Raw genomic sequence first — 14,701 nt, 5'->3', positions numbered from 1 at the left:
GTCCATCAATCGTGCCTCACGCAACAGGTTGCAGTTGAAAACCCGATTGCAGGCATCGCCGCCTCTGCCTAACCTCCCGACTCGGGAGAAGAGAGTATGGGCGAATTCGACGTTGTCGTTATCGGCGGTGGAAGTGGTGGAAGCGCTGTCGCCGGCAGGCTGGCGCAATCTGGAAAGACGGTGTGTCTGCTGGAAGCCGGAGGCCGGAACACCGGCTTGCGCGTAACCACCCCGGGGCTGTTCGCAGTACCGAACCCCAAAGCCAATTACATGTATGAAACCGTGCCTCAGAAAGGGCTCAACGGACGGATCGGATACCAGCCGCGCGGCAAGGGGCTTGGCGGCAGTTCGGCCATCAATGCCATGGTCTATATTCGCGGCAATCGCTGGGATTACGATAATTGGGCATCCCTTGGATGCGATGGCTGGGCCTATGACGACGTCCTACCCTATTTCAGGAAAGCGGAACACAATACGCGCGGGCAAAGCGAATATCACGGCGGGGATGGCCCCCTCTGGGTGAGCGACCAGCATTATGCCAACCCCGCCAGCCATGCCTTCGTCGAGGCGGCAACCCAGCTGCAATTGCCGCGCAACGACGATTTCAACGGTGCGCGTCAGGAAGGCTTCGGAATTTTCCAGGTCACCCAGAAGGATGGCGAGCGCTGGTCGTCATCACGGGCCTATATCGAGCCGCTGCGGGGCTCGAAAAACCTGGATGTCCGTATCGGCGTCACCGTCCAGAAGCTGGAGATCGACAATGGGCGCATAACCGGTGTCACTTATTCGGTCGGGAAGCGCAGCCGCACGGTGAAAGCTCGCGGGGGCGTGGTGCTTTCCGCAGGCACCTTCAATACGCCGCAAATCCTCATGTTATCGGGCATTGGCCCGGCAGAGCATCTGAGAGACCACGGCGTAGAAATTGTCGCGGACAAGCCTGCGGTCGGTTCGGATCTGCAGGACCATATAGACTACGTTTCAAGCTGGCAGTCCGAGGATGCGCAGCTGATCGGCAGCACGTTCGCCGGCACACTGCGCATGGCCAAGGCGCTGATCGAGCATCGTCGAAAACGCACCGGCATCATGACAACTCCCTATGCCGAAGCAGGAGGGTTCTGGACTGTTATGCCCGATGCGCCCGCCCCGGACATTCAATGGCATTTTGTTCCTGCGATGCTGGAGGACCATGGCCGCACCAAGGTGAAAGGCTATGGCTTCTCCCTGCATGCCTGCGTTTTGCGGCCGGAAAGCAGGGGGACAGTGCGGCTGACAAGCCGGGATGCATCAGATGGCCCACGCATCGATCCCAATTTTCTGGCCGACGATCGCGATATCGCCACCCTTCGCGAAGGAGTGAGATTATCGCATCGCATCGCCGGCTCACCCGCGCTTCAGGCTTTCGACCCGCGTGACCGCCACCCGGTCGATCTCGACGACGATGCTCAGCTGGATGAGATGATCCGCAACCGCGCCGACACGGTTTATCATCCGGTGGGAACTTGCAGGATGGGGCCGGACGAAAGCGATGTCGTCGACCCGCAATTGAAACTCAGAGGCCTTGAGAACCTCTGGATCGCGGATGCCAGCATCATGCCCAGAATCGTGTCCGGCAATACCAACGCGCCCAGCATCATGATCGGCGAGCGGTGCGCAGAGTTCGTCAATACTGTTTTGGATCGCTGACTTCCGACGAGCCGTTCGGCATCAAAGCCGTTTTGTCATCGTGGCGAGCGGGAATGCCACCGGACCATTGGTGTCCTCCCACTCGCTTTCCACCGTATAGCCACAGCGCAGGTAGAACGGCTTTCCCGCCATGGTGGCTGCCATTTCGAGAGCCTTGAACCCTTCTTCGCGTGCTGCGGCCTCGGAGCGTTCCAGGATCAATCTGCCGACGCCTTTACGGACATGGTCTGGGTGGGTGTACATCGCTCTGATGCGGGCGCGCTCGGTCGAGGGGTCCAGCAAGCGCGGGTCCCTTCCAACGGTATGATTTCCTCCGTAAAGCGTCGCGCGGCGCGACCAGCCACCGCACCCCGCCAGCGCGCCATCCGCTTCCACGACGAAATACGTGCCATCCGCGATCAGCATGGCATCCAGCCCCATCCCGCCTTTGGATGCCTCGATCTGCTCGGGCTTCAGATAGCCGCTCTGCAGCTTTTCTATCGCCAGGGCCATGAGTTCGGAGATCGCGTCTTCGTCGTCGTGCCGGGCAAGCCGGATAGTCAGCATGGTATCTCTCGCAAAAAAGAGGCGACCGTTACGGCCGCCCCTCTTCTTCAGCAAAATGGCTTTACTGTTACCATTGAAAGCGTGCGCGGAGGTAATAGCTTCCACCGTTGAAGCCGAATGGCGAACGTTCGCCGTATTTGCCCCCCGCAACTCCCGAATAGGGATTCAAGTCGGGATAGTTGTCGAGCAGGTTCTGGGCGCCAGCGGCGATTTCGAGACCGTCGATAACTTCGTAGCCCAGCTCTGCATCGAAGGTCACTTCCGCACCGGCATCGATCGGTAGTGTCGAGTCCTCGAGATAGGCTTCGTAATAGCTGCCGAAATAATTGGCTCGCAGCAGCCCCCGGAAACGCCCTTGCTCGTGCGTCAGATTGAGGAAGCCCTTCCATTTCGGAAGACCCTCTTCCAATTGGCGTACGCGCGTATCGGAGATGGTTTCGCCGACGTCGGTCACCGAAGTATCGGTATAGTTGATGGCCAGGGTCGCCCGCGTAGTGCCTCCTTCAATCGGATAGAGACGGGCGTTGGCCACGAAATCGAGACCCTGAGTGCGGGTGTCGAAGTCGTTGTTGAAATAGGTGAACGCCACCAGATCCTCGAAACCGGTGAAGTCGGCCCGGTTCAAAGATCCTGCCGCATCCAGCTGAGTGAGCAGTTCAGCAGGTGATGGAAGGTCCGCGTCCGCCGCGTTGTAATCTGCCGGACAGTTCGTGGCCACACCATCCGCCTCTGCGAGATAGCAGAGTGCGGCAGGGAAATTGATGGTGGAAGAGCGAGAAATGCGATCTTTCAGCTTGATGTTGAAATAGTCGAGCGTGACAGTGAAGTCCCCGAAATCGCCCGCGATACCCAGCGTGAAGCTGTCCGCTTTTTCGGGCCCAAGGGTTGGCCGATCGAGCCCCAAGCTGTTCTGTACATAGTCCGCCGCGATCAAGCCGGCGGGGCTGTTGAGTGGGAAGGTACCTTCGTCCTGCAACGTTCCGCCCGAGAACTGCGTGGTAACATTGATGACATTGGCCTGCCCAGCCGTCGGCACGTGGAAGCCGGTTGAGTAGGTCCCGCGCAGACGAAACGCATCGCTGAGCTTGTAAAGTCCGCCGAGTTTCCAAGTCACGGTGTCGCCGAAGCTCTTCGTGTCTTCGTAGCGAACGGCCCCCTGGAGCGTCAGCGCATCGACAAGGTCTGCTTCGATGTCGATATATGCCGCCTTGTTGTCTTCCTTGCTCGAACCTGCTGCATTCGTCGCAAAGCCGGGGAAACCGTTCGAACTGGTCGAAAAGCCCTGGCCGATCGGATAGGCTGCCGTAGGCTGTGCCAATGGGCCCAGTTCGAAGGATTCCGGATCGCCCGCGGTGATCGTGAATTCCTCGTCTCGGTACTCGGCCCCAGCCGCAATGTAGACGCTGCCTTCGCCCAGCGGAACCTCATAGCCCAGATCCAGATTCACGACGTTTTCCGTCTGCGTATAACCGCCCGGATTGAAGGTAGTCGGAGTGTTGGGGCCTAGGGACGCGTTGACGGTATTCCTTATCTGGAAAGACGTCTTGTTTCGTCCGTGGCGATAGCTGAGATCATAATCCAGTCCGCCGAACAGCTGCCCGCGCAAGCCGGTTGCTACCGAAAAATCCTCGACGTCGCCCCCGAAGCGGGGCGTGAAACCGCCCGGAAAGATCTCGACGAAGCTGAAGCAATTATCGTCCGCCTGAACCTGCGCAAGGATCGTCGGGTCAGGAATAAGACCGCCGCCCGCAGTCAAAGGAATTCCGGCGGGACAGTCGCCAGCGGTATCGATCGATAGATCCCCGACGAGTACCGAGGGCACCCCGCCGTCCTCTTCTGCCAGAGGCTGACCGGTAGCGGGATCGACAGTCGGCCCCGCATAAACGCCCCCGCGATTGGTCGGGTTGCGGAAATAGAAACCCCCATCGACATTCCGTTCGGCATAGTTGCCGAAGGCGTAAAAATTGACCGCAGGGCTGAATTCGTAGCCAATGTTGGCATAGAATTTCGTGTCGTCGTTGACGTTTGGCTGACCCCAGATCTGCGCGGGATCTGCAACGGCCGTGTTTCCGGCGGCAATGAGCGCAGCCGCATCGTCACGCTGTACCGAGCGGGAGGTGGCGTCGGATTCGCCATATTCCCCTGACAGATTGATAAACCCGCCGGTTCCAAGGCCGAGGCCGATGTTGGCGCCAATCGTATACTGATCCCCATCGCCTTCATAGGTCTCACCCCATTGAGCGGAAATCGTTCCCCCTTCCGGTGCATCCTTGAGGATGAAGTTGAGGACGCCGGCAATGGCGTCGGAACCATATTGCGAGGACGCGCCATCGCGCAGAACTTCAAGTTGCTTGATTGCGATCGCCGGGATGACCGAGATATCCGGCCCCTGCGAGCCGTCGGATATCCCGCCTCCTAGAAACGCAATGACCGCGGCGCGGTGCATGCGTTTGCCATTCACCAGAACGAGCGTGTTATCGGGAGAAAGCCCGCGCAGGTTCGCAGGCCTGACGAGAGTAGCCGCATCGGAGATCGGCTGGGTGCCCACGTTGAATGATGGCACCGACACCCGGAGCACATTCCCGATGTCACTGCTTGCCGTATTGTTCAGTTCATCTGTCCCGACCACATCGACAGGAGCCACCGTATCGGCCGCGGATCGGTTGGTTTGCCGCGTTCCGGTGACGATGATCGCCTGAGAATCGGCCTCGGGTACGGCAACGGCATCCGAGGTGACCCGTGCTTCCGCATCCTGGGCCAAGGCGGGTGTACTCATCCCCAACCAAGCTGCTCCTGACAATAGGGTAGCTCGGTAAAGTACGTGTGCATGTATAGATCTAATTGTCATCAAATCCTCCTTGATGAGCGCGCTGTAACCCCAAGTATCAGCGGGCGATTCTACACTTATACCTGTATTATAATATGCACAATTGACTTATTTATCATTCTGTTAGTTAAAAAAAGGGCCGAGAGTATTTCATCTCGGCCCGTTCAATAGTCGGTGTTCGCAGGAGGAACATAGGTAGGCGAGGCCGCCCGAAGCTGGAGAGAGGTGGCGGCCCCGCCAAACTGGTTGATCATGTAGTGCGGGTGAATTCGGGATAGGCTTCGATACCGGTCTCCCCGAGGTCCAGGCCCGCCATTTCTTCCGCTTCGCTCGGACGAAGGCCGATGGTCGCTTTCAGCGCAAACCAGACCAAAGCGGAAACAATGCTGACGAAGATACCGGTCGCGGCCACACCTGTAATCTGGGCAACGAAGGGCACCTCGGTATTGGTGAGCGGCACTGCGAGCGTCCCCCAAATTCCGGCCATGAGGTGGACAGGGATGGCGCCGACCACGTCGTCGATCTTCAGCTTGTCCAGGATGGGGACAAAGATGACGGGAAGCGCGCCGCCGATGCCGCCGATGATGATAGCCATGCCCACATTGGGAGTGAGCGGCTCGGCGGTAATCGCGACAAGCCCTGCCAGCGCTCCATTCAGCGCCATGGTCGTGTCAGCCTTGCCATAGCGAAGCTGAGTGAAGATGATCGCGACCACCACCCCGGCGCAAGCGGCCATGTTGGTATTCACGAATATCTTCGACACGTCGGAGACATCGCCCACCGTACCCATGGCGAGTTGTGATGCGCCATTGAAACCGAACCAGCCGAGCCACAGGATGAAGGTGCCAAGGGTCGCCAACGGAATGCTGGAACCGGGAAACACTGCCATCTTGCCATCTTTGGCGTAGCGGCCGAGCCGCGGGCCTATGATCAGCGCGCCCATGAGCGCCGCCCACCCACCGGTCGAATGGACTAGCGTCGAGCCGGCAAAGTCGGAAAAGCCCATGGCATCCAGCCATCCGGCACCCCATTCCCAGCTTACGATCACAGGATAGATGAAGCCGGTCAGGATCGTCACGAAAACGAAGAAGGGAACCAGCTTGACCCGCTCGGCAACGGTACCCGACACGATGGAAGCGGTAGTGGCGCAGAACACCATCTGGAAAAACCAGTCCGAAGCGACCGAGTATCCCGTACCTGTGTCGGCTTCACCCACGCCCTGCATGGCGTAAGGGAAATTGGCGATACCGAAGTAGCCGCCCTCAAAACCGGGATAGGCGATCGAATACCCGATGACCCAGAACATCAGTCCGGCGATGGCATACAGGCCGATGTTCTTCAGACACTGTACCGAAACGTTCTTGGAGCGAACCAGTCCTGCCTCGAGCATGGCGAAACCTGCCGCCATCCACATGACAAGAAACCCGCCAATGAGAAATAACAGCGTGTTGAAAATATAGGCGGTGCCTCCACCGACGGCTTCTGCGGCAGCCGGCGCAGCTTCCTGGGCAAGGGCCGGTTCGGCCAGCACAAACCCGGCAAGCGCCAGCGGGGCGATGCGATGAAGCGAGCGTTTCATGTCTGAGAATCCCTTAAAGCGCGGTTTCACCGGTTTCACCGGTACGGATGCGGGTTGCGCTGGCGAGGTCGAAGACGAATATCTTCCCATCGCCGATGGCTTCGGTGCTGGCGGTCTGCTGGATCGTTTCGACAGCCTGGCCGGCCAGATCATCAGCTACGGCGATCTCAAGCTTCACCTTGGGCAACATATTGGTCGAATATTCGGCGCCGCGGTATATTTCCGTCTGGCCCTTTTGCCTGCCGAAACCCTTGACCTCGGTGACCGTCATTCCGGCCACGCCGATACCCCCAAGCGCTTCACGCACCTCGTCAAGCTTGAACGGCTTGATGACTGCGATGATGAATTTCACCCGCTCACCCCCTGCTAACCTCCCGGCCCAAGCACCGGTCAGAACTTAACAGCAAGACGCATGCCAAGACGGAAATGGCGTAAAGTTACAAGTTCGAAGCCATAATCGAGACATTTGTTGCCCTATATTTGGGCAACTGATTACTTTTTAGTCAAATCGAGGGTCGCAGTTATTGGTAGATGGTCGGATGCCGCGGATGACAGACCGGTGCGATGCACGCCGTGGTCGCTGCAGGACCAATGGTGCGTGGCGACAATGCGATCGAGCGTGGCGAGAGGCTGACGCGAAGGGTAGCTCCTACCTGGAGTAATGACGGTCCAGCGCTTCGAGAATTCCCGCATCGCCCCCGTGGCGCGGCCCCATTGATTGAAGTCGCCCATGATCACGGTCGGCAACCCCCTCTCGCATTTCTCCACATACCGCACGAGAGTTCTGATCTGATCGCGGCGGCGAAGGCCGGACAGGTCGAGGTGGGTTCCGATAATCCGGATACGCGATCCGTCCACCGTCACTTCGCCGCACGCCGCACCTCGCGGTTCCAGCGTGGGCAAATCAAGCGCCTCAGCCCCATTTACTTCGAACTTGCGCCGCACCAGCAGGGCATTGCCATGCCACCCAATGCTCCGCGGCCGCTTTGCCACTTCGATGAGGCGCCATGGGCTGTCATCAATTTCGGAGCGGGGAATACATGACTCGCGCGCACCAATGCGGCGATCGGCCTCCTGCAGCGCTATGATATCTGCATCTACTTCGTGCAGAACAGACAAAATCCGCTCGGGATCGCGCTTGCGATCCAGGCCCACGGCCTTGTGAATATTATAACTGGCAAACGTCAGACGCACAGTTAACCCAATGCGCGTGATGACTTTCTGGTGCCAGTATCGTCAAAGAAAATCGCGAATGGTCTTCATGAAGCGATCGAACTGGTCATGATGTAGCCAGTGTCCGGCGTTTTCGAATTCAACCACTTCTGCATGGGAGAAATGATCGAGCCTGCCGTCGCCTTCCGGATTGGAAGCCCAACTGTCTGCCCCGTAAAGGAGCAGTGTGGGCGCGGAAATCGCCGACCAGGTCTGGTGGATGAATTCATCCGCGACGTCCTCGACCTGCCATACGTTGAGGTGCGGATCGAACTTCCAGCTATAGGTGCCGTCTTCATTGCGGTTCACACCATGGATCGTGAGGTGGCGCGCCTGCTCCTCGGAAAGATAGCTGTTTTCCTCGATCATCCGGGCGAATGCCGCCTCGATGCTTTCATATTTGCGCGGGGTCCGGCCCGAAGCGGCGCGTTTCTTGCCGATCCATTCGGCCATGCGTTCGGGATAGCTTTTCTCCCGCGTTTCGGCCTGCCGCTTGGGGCTGGGCCCCAGCCCCTCGATAGCCACGATCTTGCGGACCATCTCGGGCATGGTCCCGGCATATCGGAGCGATACGTTGCCGCCCATCGAGTGACTCACGATCGTTACCGGACCGACACCCAGCTGGTGAACCAGCTGGGCAAGATCGTAGACCATGTCGCTGACCAGGTAATTGCCATCGGAAACCCAGTCTGAATCGCCGTGACCGCGGTGATCCATCGCCACAACATGCCAGTCGTCGCGCAATTGCTCTGCCACCCAGTCCCAGCTGCGCGCGTGATCGCGGCCGCCATGCACCAATATCAGCGGAGGCTTGCCGCGATTGCCCCAGTCCAGATAATTCAACCGCAGGCGTTGCGAGACGAAGGTTTGCGAAGTGGGGCCGGTCAGCGTCATGCCTCGCTTTGCAATGGCATCACGAATGATTCAAGCTCACCGCTCCTTGGTGGCGGAGAAGGTGAGCTCGGGATTCTTCTCTTCCTGGTAGTTCACGTCCCACGGACTTTTCGCCATGAACACAAGATCGCCATCGCGGTCCTTTGCGAGGTTCGAGCGGTTGAATTTCTCGAATTCGGCCATCGCCTTGGCATCACCCCTGAGCCAGCGAGCGGTGGAAAAAGGAGACGCTTCCAGCCGCGCTTCGACCTTGTACTCGGCCGCGAGCCGGCTGATCAGCACGTCTAGCTGGAGCTGGCCGACCACGCCGACGATCCACTGCCCGCCAATCTCAGGATAGAACACCTGGATCACACCCTCTTCGGACAGATCGTCCAGCGCCTTGCGCAATTGCTTGGTCTTCGTGGGATCGGCCAGCTGGACGCGGCGCAGGATTTCCGGCGCGAAATTGGGCAGGCCGGTAAAGCGGAGCTGGTTCTTCTCGCTGAGAGTGTCCCCCACTCGCAGCGTGCCATGGTTGGGAATGCCGATGATATCGCCTGCCTCGGCGGTGTCGGCCACTTCGCGGTCCTGCGCGAAGAACAGAATCGGCGAATGGATCGCGATGGGCTTCCCCAATCCCGACGGCGTTAGCTTCATCCCGCGTTTGAAGGTGCCGGACACCTGCCGCATGAAGGCGATGCGGTCGCGGTGGTTCGGATCCATGTTGGCTTGCACTTTGAAGATGAACCCGGTCACCTCGTCGCGATCCGGATCGACCTGTTCTTCACCGGCCGGCTGCGGGCGCGGTGGCGGGGCATATTTCGCAATCGCCTCGATCAATTCGGTAACGCCGAAATTCTTCAGCGCCGATCCGAAATAGACCGGCGTCAGATCGCCGTTTCGATATACTTCAAGGTCGAACTCGGGATATCCGATCTGTGCCAGTTCGACGTTTTCTTCGATTGTTTCGGGGAGATCAAAATTCTCGACCCGCTTGCCCTTGAATTCCTTCGACGGGCCTTCCGGCACCACGACTTCGCCGCTCGAAAAATCGAGGATGCCCTGGAATTCGCCGCCCATGCCGACGGGATACATCTGGGGCGACACGTCCAGCGCCAGCATATCGGCGATTTCGTCGAGCAGCTCGAAAACCGGGCGGCCTTCGCGATCCACCTTGTTGACGAAGGTGATGATCGGCACGCTGCGCAAACGGCAGACCTCGAAGAGCTTGCGCGTCTGTGGTTCGATCCCCTTGGCCGCGTCGATCACCATGATGGCGCTGTCGACCGCGGTCAGCGTACGATAAGTGTCTTCGGAGAAGTCTTCGTGACCCGGCGTGTCGAGCAGGTTGAAGGTGATCCCGTCACGCTCGAAGGTCATGACCGAGCTGGTCACCGAGATGCCGCGCTGCTGCTCGATCTTCATCCAGTCCGACCGCGCCCGCCGCGCCGCGCCGCGCGCCTTGACCTCGCCCGCCAGATGGATGGCGCCGCCGGTCAGCAGCAGCTTCTCGGTCAGCGTGGTCTTACCCGCGTCGGGATGCGAGATAATGGCGAAGGTACGGCGGTTGGACATTTAACTTTCCTCGTCATTCCCGCGAAAGCGGAAATCCAGATCACTTTTCAATTGGCGGAAAGGTCAGCCGGACCCCCGCCTGCGCGGGGCTGAAGGTTAGCGATGTTCCCGCGCCACCCGGAAGCCGGCGAAATCCTGGCTCACAGGCATGGGTTCGAGCCGATTGATATTGAGATGCGGCGGCAGCTCGGCGACCCATTTGATCATTTCGGCGATGTCTTGGCCCGTCATCGGATCAGCGCCGCGGTAGAGATCGTCAGAAGCTTCCTGGCTGCCGGTGCGGACCTTGGTGAATTCGGTTTCTACCATTCCGGGCTCGATGCTGGTCACGCGCACACCGGTGCCGTGGAGATCGGCGCGCAGGGCCAGTGTAAAGTGGTTCACGAAGGCCTTCGACCCGGCATAGACGTTGCCGCCCGGGTAAACGTAATTGCCCGCGACCGAGCCGATCGCGATGATCGCGCCCTTGCGCTCGATCAGCGTCGGCAGCAGCCTGCGGGTCAGCACGACCATGGCCGTCACATTGGTGTCGATCATGGTATGCCAGTCATCGAGACTTGCCTCCTGCGCCGGGGCCAGGCCCTGCGCGAGACCGGCGTTGTTCACCAGCAGGTCGATGCCGGCGAACTCTTCAGGAAGCCCGGCAATCGCCGCATTCATGGCCTCGCTGTCGCGCACGTCGAACACGGCAGGATGGACCTTGTCTGCACCCAGTTCATCGACCAGCGCCTCAAGCCGCTCCTTGCGCCGCCCGGTGGCGATGCAGCGCCAACCGCTCGCCACCAGCGTGCGCACGGTTGCCTCGCCAATGCCTGCCGTGGCGCCGGTTACAAATGCAGTCTTCATCCGCGCAACTCCGCTCCCTGTTTGGCCGCAGCGGCCACAATCTTGTCCGAGGCCGCCTTGATCTCGGCATCGGTGAAGCTCTTGTCGCCCGGCTGCAGCAGTACTTCCACAGCGACCGAGAGCTTGCCTTCAGGGACACCCTGCCCGGCAAATACATCGAAGACGCGTGCATCGACGATGGCCTGCTTGTCTGCGCCCTTCACCGCGCGCACCAGGTCGGCGGCTGCAAGATCGGCGGGCACGAGGAAAGCGAAGTCGCGCGTGATCGCCTGCAAGGCGGGCGGGCTGTAGGCAGGACGGGCGAAACCCGCATTGCCCTTCTTCGCCGGGATTGCGTCAAGGAAGAGCTCCACTGCCATCACCGGGCCATCGACATCGAAGGCCTTGAGTGTGGCAGGGTGAAGCGCACCGAAGCGAGCTAGCACGTTCTTGGGGCCGAGCCGCAGGGTGGCCGACTGGCCCGGGTGGAACTGGTCTCCTGCTTCTCCCATGACCATCAGGTTGGCAACCGGTGCGCCCGCCGCTTCGAGCAGCGCCATGGCTTCGGCCTTCGCGTCATAGGCATCGAACATGCGTGCCTTGCCCTGCGCCCAGCCACGTGCGTCCCTCTGTCCGGCGAGGACAACACCCAGCGTCGGCCGTTCGTCGCTGGCGCCGTTCTTGCCGCGGAAATAGCGCCGTCCGATCTCGAACAGACGCGCGCCAGCTGCGCCGCGATCGGCGTTGCGCTTGGCAGCTGCAAGCAGGCCGGGAATAAGCGAGGGCCGCATTGCCTTCATGTCTTCGCTGATCGGGTTGTCGAGCACCCACAGCGCGTCGGCATCCTCCGCGAAATGCGCGGCATCTCCTGTCGGCAGGAAGGACCAGGTGACCGCTTCGTTCAGCCCGCGGGCCGCAGCAGCACGGCGCAGCTTGCGCTCAAGCTTCTGCAATGGGGTTGCGGTCGGCCGGGCAACGCCGGGCTGACGCGGCAGCGGCACGCTCTCGACCTTGTCGAGCCCGTAGATGCGGACCACTTCCTCGACCAGATCGGCCGCGCCTTCGATATCGTGGCGGCGCGGCGGACAGGTCACCGACCAGTCGGCACCGACGGTGAAATCGAGCGATTCGAGGATGGCACGTTGGGTATCGTCGGCAACCTCGACCCCGCCGAGCCGCGCTGTCAGCGCAGGATCAAATGCGATCACCTGCGCTTCAACCGGCGGCTGACCGGCGCGAACGACCTCGCTCGGCGTGCCGCCGCAAGTCTTGACAATCAGGTTGGTCAGCAATGCCAGCCCTTCATCGAGGAAGGCCGGATCGACGCCGCGCTCGAAGCGCGTGCGCGCGTCGGAGGCGAGGCCCAGCTTGCGACCAGTTACGCCGATGCGTTCGGGATCGAAATAGGCGATTTCGAGCAGCACGTCGGTCGTGTCTGTCGTCGCCCCTGAATGCTCGCCGCCCATGATGCCGGCGATATCATGAACACCCTCATCGTCCGCGATGACAGTCATCGTGTCGTCGAGCGTGTAGGTCTTCTCGTTCAGCGCCTCGACCGTTTCGCCGTTCTTCGCCCGGCGCGCCACCACGCCGCCCGAAAGCTTGGCAAGATCATAGACATGCGCGGGGCGCCCGAAGGCGAGCATGAGATAGTTGGTCGCGTCGACCAGCGCCGAGATCGGCCGCTGGCCCGCCGCGATCAGGCGGCGCTGCATCCATTCGGGCGATGGCCTGGTGTTGTCCACCCCGCGGATGACCCGGCCATAGAACGCCGGGCAGCCCTGCGGATCGTCGGTTCTGATATCCACCGGGCACGGTCCGGAGGCGGCGACATCATCCGCCTCAACCGGCTTCAGCGTGCCAAGGCCGGCCGCCGCAAGATCGCGCGCGATGCCCTGCACGCCCATGCAATCGGGACGATTGGGCGTGATCGCTACATCGAGGATCGGAGAGGCTGAGTGATAATCTGCGAAGCTCTGCCCAACCGGCGCATCTTCCGGCAACTCGATGATGCCGTCGTGCTCGTCGCCCAGCTCGAGCTCGCGAACCGAACACATCATGCCGTTGCTTTCGACGCCGCGGATCGCGCTCTTGCGCAATTCCATCCCGTTGGCGGGCACGACTGCGCCGGGCAGACCGAGCACGCCCTTCATCCCGGCGCGCGCATTGGGGGCGCCGCAGACCACCTGCAGCGGATCGCCCTCGCCCGTGTCGACGGTGAGGACCTGCAGCTTGTCGGCATCGGGATGCTTGGCAGCGGTCAGAACCTTGGCGACACGGAACCCGGCCAGCCGTTCCGCGGGATCCTCAATCCCTTCGACCTCATGGCCGATCTGGTTCAGCGCGGCGGCGATCTCCGCCACCGATGCGTCGGTATCGAGGAAGTATTCGAGCCATTCGACGGAGAATTTCATGCGCCTGCTCCCACGCCTGCCGACAGCGTCGGTTGGTCGAAGGGCGAGAAGCCGTAATGATCGGCCCAGCGGTAATCGCCGTCGAAGAAGGCGCGCAAATCATCCATCCCGTATTTGAGCATGGCGAGGCGGTCGACGCCAAGTCCCCATGCAAAACCCTGCCATTCGTCGGGATCGAGCCCGGCGAATTCGATCACGCGGCGATTGACCATGCCGCTGCCGAGCAATTCCATCCAGCCATGGCCCGGCGCATCGCCGTCTCCGCCCAGAACCTTGCGGCCATTCACATCCTGCCACCCCACATCGACCTCGACACTCGGTTCGGTGAAAGGGAAGTAGGACGGACGCAGGCGCAGCACGATGTCCTCGCGCTCGAAGAAGGCTTTCAGGAACGTCTCCAGCGTCCATTTGAGATGACCGAGGTTGATATCGCGGTCGATCACCAGCCCTTCGACCTGGTGGAACATCGGCGTGTGGGTCGCATCGCTGTCGCTGCGATAGACGCGGCCCGGAGCGATGATGCGGATCGGGGCACCCTGCTCTACCAAGGAGCGGATTTGCACCGGCGACGTATGTGTCCTCAACAGCATCCGGTTTCCGTCGGCATCGCGATCGGGGAAATAGAAGGTGTCGTGCATGGCGCGCGCGGGATGCGTTTCGGCCATGTTGAGCGCGGTGAAATTGTGCCAGTCGTCCTCGATCTCGGGCCCGGTGGCGACCGAGAAGCCGAGGTCGGCGAAGATTTCCGCCAGTTCGTCCATCACCTGGCTGACCGGGTGGACCGAGCCCTTGGGTGCTTGCGGAGCGGGCAGGGTCAGGTCCAGCGTTTCCGAGGACAGCTTCTGCGCCAGCGCTTCCGTTTCGAATTGCGCCTTGCGGGCAGCGATGGCTTCGGTGACTGCGCTGCGCGCACCCTGAATTTTCGGCGCCTGCTCCTGCCGCTCTTCCGGGCTCATCTTGCCCAGAGTTTTCATCAGGGCCGAAATGGAACCCTGCTTGCCTAGATATTCGATCCGCAGGCCTTCCAGCTCATCGGCATCCGCGGTTTCGGCAATGCGCGCGAGCGCATCGGTCTGCAATGTGAGAAGGTCGGTCATCTAACTCTCGGAGAAAATAGGTCTGCCGCCAGCCCCTAGCGGCATTGGCGCGATAGCTAAAGCCCGG

General features: G+C 60.7%; 11 protein-coding genes. 1 reads left to right on the top strand and 10 read right to left on the bottom strand.

The window, feature by feature from the left end:
- The first annotated feature begins 96 nt into the window (after positions 1–96).
- Positions 97–1,683 carry a GMC family oxidoreductase gene (locus tag ACI2I1_RS13075; RefSeq protein ID WP_404679445.1) on the top strand — a complete coding sequence of 529 codons (1,587 nt, stop codon included), beginning with the start codon at positions 97–99 and terminating at the stop codon, positions 1,681–1,683.
- Between the two features lie 21 nt (positions 1,684–1,704).
- On the opposite strand, the gene ACI2I1_RS13070 is transcribed toward ACI2I1_RS13075, so the two are convergent.
- The 10 genes from ACI2I1_RS13070 to pheS form a co-directional block, all read right to left on the bottom strand.
- Complete coding sequence (locus ACI2I1_RS13070; RefSeq protein ID WP_404679444.1) at positions 1,705–2,229, bottom strand: GNAT family N-acetyltransferase; 525 nt, start codon at positions 2,227–2,229, stop codon at positions 1,705–1,707.
- Between the two features lie 67 nt (positions 2,230–2,296).
- Complete coding sequence (locus ACI2I1_RS13065; RefSeq protein ID WP_404679443.1) at positions 2,297–5,005, bottom strand: TonB-dependent receptor plug domain-containing protein; 2,709 nt, start codon at positions 5,003–5,005, stop codon at positions 2,297–2,299.
- A 301-nt stretch (positions 5,006–5,306) separates the two neighbouring features.
- Positions 5,307–6,635, bottom strand: coding sequence for an ammonium transporter (locus tag ACI2I1_RS13060; protein WP_404679442.1), 1,329 nt, complete (start codon positions 6,633–6,635; stop codon positions 5,307–5,309).
- Between the two features lie 13 nt (positions 6,636–6,648).
- Positions 6,649–6,987, bottom strand: coding sequence for a P-II family nitrogen regulator (locus ACI2I1_RS13055; RefSeq protein ID WP_221543674.1), 339 nt, complete (start codon positions 6,985–6,987; stop codon positions 6,649–6,651).
- Positions 6,988–7,127: 140 nt separating this feature from the next.
- Complete coding sequence (locus tag ACI2I1_RS13050; protein ID WP_404679441.1) at positions 7,128–7,829, bottom strand: endonuclease/exonuclease/phosphatase family protein; 702 nt, start codon at positions 7,827–7,829, stop codon at positions 7,128–7,130.
- Positions 7,830–7,871: 42 nt separating this feature from the next.
- Positions 7,872–8,741, bottom strand: coding sequence for an alpha/beta fold hydrolase (locus ACI2I1_RS13045; RefSeq protein WP_404679440.1), 870 nt, complete (start codon positions 8,739–8,741; stop codon positions 7,872–7,874).
- 36 nt (positions 8,742–8,777) lie between these two features.
- The gene (locus ACI2I1_RS13040) at positions 8,778–10,298 is read right to left on the bottom strand and encodes a peptide chain release factor 3 (RefSeq protein ID WP_404679439.1); all 1,521 of its coding nucleotides are present in this window, start codon (positions 10,296–10,298) and stop codon (positions 8,778–8,780) included.
- A gap of 96 nt (positions 10,299–10,394) precedes the next feature.
- A complete protein-coding gene (locus ACI2I1_RS13035; RefSeq protein WP_404679438.1) occupies positions 10,395–11,144 on the bottom strand; it encodes an SDR family NAD(P)-dependent oxidoreductase in 750 nt (249 codons plus the stop codon).
- Complete coding sequence (gene pheT / locus ACI2I1_RS13030; RefSeq protein ID WP_404679437.1) at positions 11,141–13,537, bottom strand: phenylalanine--tRNA ligase subunit beta; 2,397 nt, start codon at positions 13,535–13,537, stop codon at positions 11,141–11,143. Before pheT ends, ACI2I1_RS13035 begins: the two co-directional genes overlap by 4 nt.
- On the bottom strand, positions 13,534–14,634 hold the full coding sequence (gene pheS / locus ACI2I1_RS13025) for a phenylalanine--tRNA ligase subunit alpha (RefSeq protein WP_404679436.1): 1,101 nt from the start codon (positions 14,632–14,634) through the stop codon (positions 13,534–13,536). The genes pheT and pheS overlap by 4 nt, the downstream gene beginning before the upstream one ends.
- Between the last annotated feature and the right edge of the window lie 67 nt (positions 14,635–14,701).

The organism is Qipengyuania sp. NPDC077563 (genome assembly GCF_044901345.1).
GTDB classification, from domain to species: domain Bacteria; phylum Pseudomonadota; class Alphaproteobacteria; order Sphingomonadales; family Sphingomonadaceae; genus Qipengyuania; species Qipengyuania aestuarii.
This window is presented reverse-complemented; position numbering and strand designations above follow the sequence as displayed.

Coding starts and splice junctions, on each gene's coding strand:
- ACI2I1_RS13075 (WP_404679445.1), top strand. CDS start 97: ATGGGCGAATTCGACGTTGTCGTTATCGGCGGTGGAAGTGGTGGAAGC.
- ACI2I1_RS13070 (WP_404679444.1), bottom strand. CDS start 2,229: ATGCTGACTATCCGGCTTGCCCGGCACGACGACGAAGACGCGATCTCC.
- ACI2I1_RS13065 (WP_404679443.1), bottom strand. CDS start 5,005: ATGAGTACACCCGCCTTGGCCCAGGATGCGGAAGCACGGGTCACCTCG.
- ACI2I1_RS13060 (WP_404679442.1), bottom strand. CDS start 6,635: ATGAAACGCTCGCTTCATCGCATCGCCCCGCTGGCGCTTGCCGGGTTT.
- ACI2I1_RS13045 (WP_404679440.1), bottom strand. CDS start 8,741: ATGACGCTGACCGGCCCCACTTCGCAAACCTTCGTCTCGCAACGCCTG.
- ACI2I1_RS13040 (WP_404679439.1), bottom strand. CDS start 10,298: ATGTCCAACCGCCGTACCTTCGCCATTATCTCGCATCCCGACGCGGGT.
- ACI2I1_RS13035 (WP_404679438.1), bottom strand. CDS start 11,144: ATGAAGACTGCATTTGTAACCGGCGCCACGGCAGGCATTGGCGAGGCA.
- pheT (WP_404679437.1), bottom strand. CDS start 13,537: ATGAAATTCTCCGTCGAATGGCTCGAATACTTCCTCGATACCGACGCA.
- pheS (WP_404679436.1), bottom strand. CDS start 14,634: ATGACCGACCTTCTCACATTGCAGACCGATGCGCTCGCGCGCATTGCC.